This window comes from Kitasatospora sp. NPDC056783 (assembly GCF_042789895.1).
Taxonomy (GTDB): Bacteria; Actinomycetota; Actinomycetes; order Streptomycetales; family Streptomycetaceae; genus Kitasatospora.
In genome coordinates, this window is the sequence record NZ_JBHUAF010000564.1 from 1 (window position 1) to 3,888 (window position 3,888).

Below are 3,888 nucleotides of genomic sequence, written 5' to 3' on the forward strand. Positions count from 1 at the left end.
CAGACGTTGACTTAACTTGGCGGCGCGTTTCCGCAGGTCAGGTGACGTTCTTCCATGCGCATCGTTGGAATTTCCATGGTTGTTCAAGACGACGATTCGCGGGACATCTTGGCGCTCGTGGTGCCGCAGGTGGGCTGCCTGGCGATGGGGTTGACCGCGGCGCCGTACCGGTTGCTCGATCCTGGCGGTGTCGAGGTGGGGGCGGCCGCCGTGTACTTCGCGGATCTGCAGGCCATGCAGCGGCCTGCGACCACGCTCCGGTCCTACGGCATGGACCTGTTGCGCTGGTTCCGGTTCCTGTGGGCGGTGGAAGTGCCCTGGGACCGGGCGGCACGGGTGGATGCGCGGGACTTCAGCCGGTGGATCGCGCTGGCCGACAAGCCCGCGCGCGTGCACTGGAGAAGAGCCGGCCGGGAGCCGGCGGCGGTGACAGTGCCTTCGCCGGGGCAGCTGAACCCGGTCACGGGGAAGCTGTCCGCCGGGAGCAAGTACGCCGCCAGCACGGTCGTGCACAGCGAGACGGTGTTGCGCGGGTTCTACGACTTCCATCGGGAGCGCGGCAGCGGTCCCCTCGTGAATCCCTTCCCGCTGCATCGCTCTCGGCGGGGCGGGCGCGAGCACGCACACCACAACCCGATGGAGCCGTTTCGGCACGAGCGCGCCGGGTTGTATCGGCTGCGGGTGCCGCAACGCATTCCCCGCAGCATCCCCGACGAGCGGTTCAACGAGATCTTCGCGAAGCTGCCATCCCACCGGGATCGTGCCCTGATCGCCTTCTACGTCTCCACCGGCGCCCGGGCCTCGGAGTTGCTCAGCGCCACGCAGGGCGGCGTGTTGCCGGGTCAGCAGCTGATCTCCGTGGTGCGCAAGGGCACGAGGGCCGTGCAGCAACTACCCGCGTCATCGGACGCCTTCGTGTGGTTGCGGCTCTACCAGTTGGAGATGGAGGGTCTGGTGCCGCGCGGGCGGACCGCGCCGCTGTGGTGGACCCTGCGGCGCCCGTTTCGGCCGTTGAACTACCAGGCGGCGCATCGCATGTTCGAGCGCGTGAATGCGGCCATCGGTGCGGACTGGACTCTGCACGATCTGCGGCACACGGCTGCCTACCGCATGGCCGAGGATCCCGAACTTCCGCTGACGGACGTGCAGTTCGTACTTGGCCATGCGCTTTTGACCACGACTCAGGTCTACCTCACCCCGCGCCGGGAGGAGGTGGTGCGCCGGATGCTGGCCCATCACGCCCAGCAGGCCCGTCGGGCTGCGGAGCGAAAGCAGCCGGTCCCGGCCCCGGGGTATCGGCCTCAAACGATGGAGGTTCTGTTCGGCGGAGAGGCGCGATGAGCATCAGGTCCCTACCTCGGCCCGCCAGCGCACAGAGTCGTGCTGCGGACGAGGACGGTCCCGGCGTGGACGCAGCACTGCTGCGCGGCCAGTTCCCGGCCCGTGGGCCGCAGACGTCCTGGCCTGCCACCCGGGCCGACCGCGCGCAGGTGCAGGCCCGGCTGCTCTCGCCCCCCTTCACCTTGGACAACCCGCTCAGCCAGCGGCATCGCCGTGACGGACTGCGGCGCCTCTTGGAGTGGCTGGAGGGCTGGCCCGGCACGACCTGGCAGGAGCGATGGCTGGCCAGCGGAGCCGACCGGGTACCGCACCGCTGGCCTGACATCGCACTGTCCGGCAGCGTCCGTGCTGCGGGGGAGATCCCGCGTGATCACCGCGAATCTCTCAGCAGCGGGATCTTGCCAGTGCTCTGTGGGGATCTGATTCGTCCCAGCCTGGACTGGTTCGCCGGTCAGCGGACGAACCGGCACCTGCGTCGGGTGATGATCGCCACTCGCGATCCCGACGGCCTGGCGCGCTTCCAGCAGTTGTGCGCGGAAGTGCCCGGCGGCGTCCCGCCGAATGCGGTCAGGGTCGCGCTGAACCGCGTGGCGGTGATCATGGCCGCCAAGGGTGGACTGGTCAGTGACATCACGGTCGGCGACTGCCTGGAACTCCTCGACGCCAACCGGTTGGGACGCGCCGGTCGCGGCGCCTATGAGGGACTCTTCTTCCAACTCCTGTCCGCGATGGGGGTGTTCCCGGAGAACGCGCCCTTGACCATCCGCGCGTTCCGAAGCCGCGGGCAGCGAACCATCGAAGGCCTGGTCGACCGCTTCGGCTTGCAGTGCCGCCCCGTGCGCGATCTCATCGTCGACTACCTGAAGGAGCGCCAGCCTGCTCTCGACTACACCAGCGTGAGTCAACTCGCGCACTCCATCGCCGGGACGTTCTGGAAGGACCTTGAGGCCCACCACCCGGGAATCGAGTCCCTTCACTTGCCTCCCGAGGTCGCCGACGCCTGGAAGAAGCGCCTGGCCACCAAGGTCCAGCGCCGGAGAACGCCCGATGGTCAGCTCGTCGAGGTGGCCAGCCCGCGCCAGGACAGCATCAGCATCCTGATGGCCGTCCGCGCCTTCTACCTCGACATCGGTCAGTGGGCCCTGGAGGAGCCGGCCCGCTGGGCCGCCTGGGCGGTCCCCAGCCCGATCCGTCAGAACGAGATCAGCAAGACCAAGCAGACACGGCGCCTGAAGTCCGCCATGGACCAGCGCACCCGCGAGCGACTCCCGGTCCTGCCGATCCTGGTCAAGACCGTCGACAAGCGGCGGCGCGAGACCGCAGCCCGGCTCACTGCAGCCCAGCAGACAGAACCCGGTGCCTCCTTCACCCACGACGGCGAGTCGTTCCTGCGGCCCGTCACCCCTACGGCCAACGGAACACGCGTGTGGGCCGATGAACTGCCAACCGGCCGACGCCGTGATCTCACTTTCGAAGAGCACGAGGCTTTCTGGGCCTGGGCCCTGGTCGAGGTGCTGCGGCACACTGGCATCCGGATCGAGGAGCTCAGCGAGCTCACCCACCACAGCCTGGTGCAATACCGACTGCCCGGTGACGGAGAGCTCGTTCCGCTGCTGCAGATCGCCCCCTCGAAGACCGACGCCGAACGACTGCTGCTTGTCAGCCCCGAACTCGCCGAGGTCCTCAGCGCCGTCATCCAACGCGTCCGTGGCAAGGACGGCCGGGTCCCCCTCGTCCCGTTCTACGATCCGCACGAACGCCACTGGCTCCCGCCGGCCCCGTTGCTTTTTCAGCACCGGCCCGCGGCGGAAGCCCGCGCGATCAGCAGGGGCACCATGCGCAACTGTCTCAACTCCGCTTTGACTCACACCAATTTGACCGACCCCAGCGGCATGCCCCTGCACTACACCCCCCACGACTTCCGCCGAATGTTCGTCACCGACGCGGTGATGAACGGCCTGCCGCCACACATCGCACAGGTCATCTGCGGCCACCGAGACATCAAAACGACCATGGGATACCACGCGATCTACCCCGAGGAAGCGATCAACGCCCATCGCGCCTTCCTGGCGCGCCGCCGCTCCACGCGCCCCAGTGAGGAGTACCGCACGCCCACCCCCGAGGAGTGGGATGCCTTCCTGGCCCACTTCGAGAAGCGCAAGGTCTCCATCGGCACTTGCGGACGCTCGTTCGGCACCGCCTGCATCCACGAACACGCCTGCATCCGATGCTCGATGCTCTGGCCGGACCCCGCTCAACGCGTGCGCCTGGTCGAGATTCGCGACAACCTCACCGCTCGCATCGCCGAAGCCGAACGCGAAGGATGGCATGGCGAGGTCGAAGGGCTCCAGGTCAGCCTCCACGGCGCAGAACTCAAACTCGCCCAGATGGACGGTCAGATCACCCGCTGCAGCAACACCAAACGGGGCGGCCCGGACATGAACCCGGTCATCAGTCTGACGCTGACCACCCGCCCCACCCCACTCACATGACGAATTCACGGCATCCAATGCGGAGCCCTTCCATGGAAGTTCAGATAACCGAGCT

General features: G+C 67.7%; 2 protein-coding genes. Both read left to right on the top strand.

Annotated elements, in window-relative coordinates:
• Positions 1-54 precede the first annotated feature (54 nt).
• Complete coding sequence (locus tag ACFRMQ_RS39110; protein ID WP_380735654.1) at positions 55-1,341, top strand: tyrosine-type recombinase/integrase; 1,287 nt, start codon at positions 55-57, stop codon at positions 1,339-1,341.
• Between the two features lie 65 nt (positions 1,342-1,406).
• A complete protein-coding gene (locus ACFRMQ_RS39115) occupies positions 1,407-3,833 on the top strand; it encodes a tyrosine-type recombinase/integrase (RefSeq protein ID WP_380735655.1) in 2,427 nt (808 codons plus the stop codon).
• Positions 3,834-3,888: the final 55 nt, after the last annotated feature.